Annotated in this window: 1 protein-coding gene; it reads left to right on the top strand. The window is 58.0% G+C overall.

Annotation, left to right across the window (positions count from 1 at the left end; translation table 11 throughout):
- A partial coding sequence (locus tag B4920_RS27575; protein WP_216820128.1) for a hypothetical protein occupies positions 1 to 243 on the top strand: 243 nt, incomplete at both ends.

Raw genomic sequence — 243 nt, forward strand, 5'->3', positions numbered from 1 at the left:
AAGAGCCTGAAGGGATACAAACCTACCGACCTGTTTGTGCCCCGCTTCAGTGAGGGCAAGGTAGATGAATACCTGATGCTGCTGCACCGTGAAAAGCAGCACCAGCGCCAACACGAAGCAGGCCTGTTGACCCTGCCGCTGATAGATCTTCGCTACGGCCATATCGAGATCCTGGATGTGCCGAACCGCCATATCGACCCCAGGATTGTCCGGGGTCTGGTGCGAGCCGCGCACGGCCAGTTA

Source organism: Zoogloea sp. LCSB751 (assembly GCF_002028455.1).
Lineage (GTDB): Bacteria > Pseudomonadota > Gammaproteobacteria > Burkholderiales > Rhodocyclaceae > Zoogloea.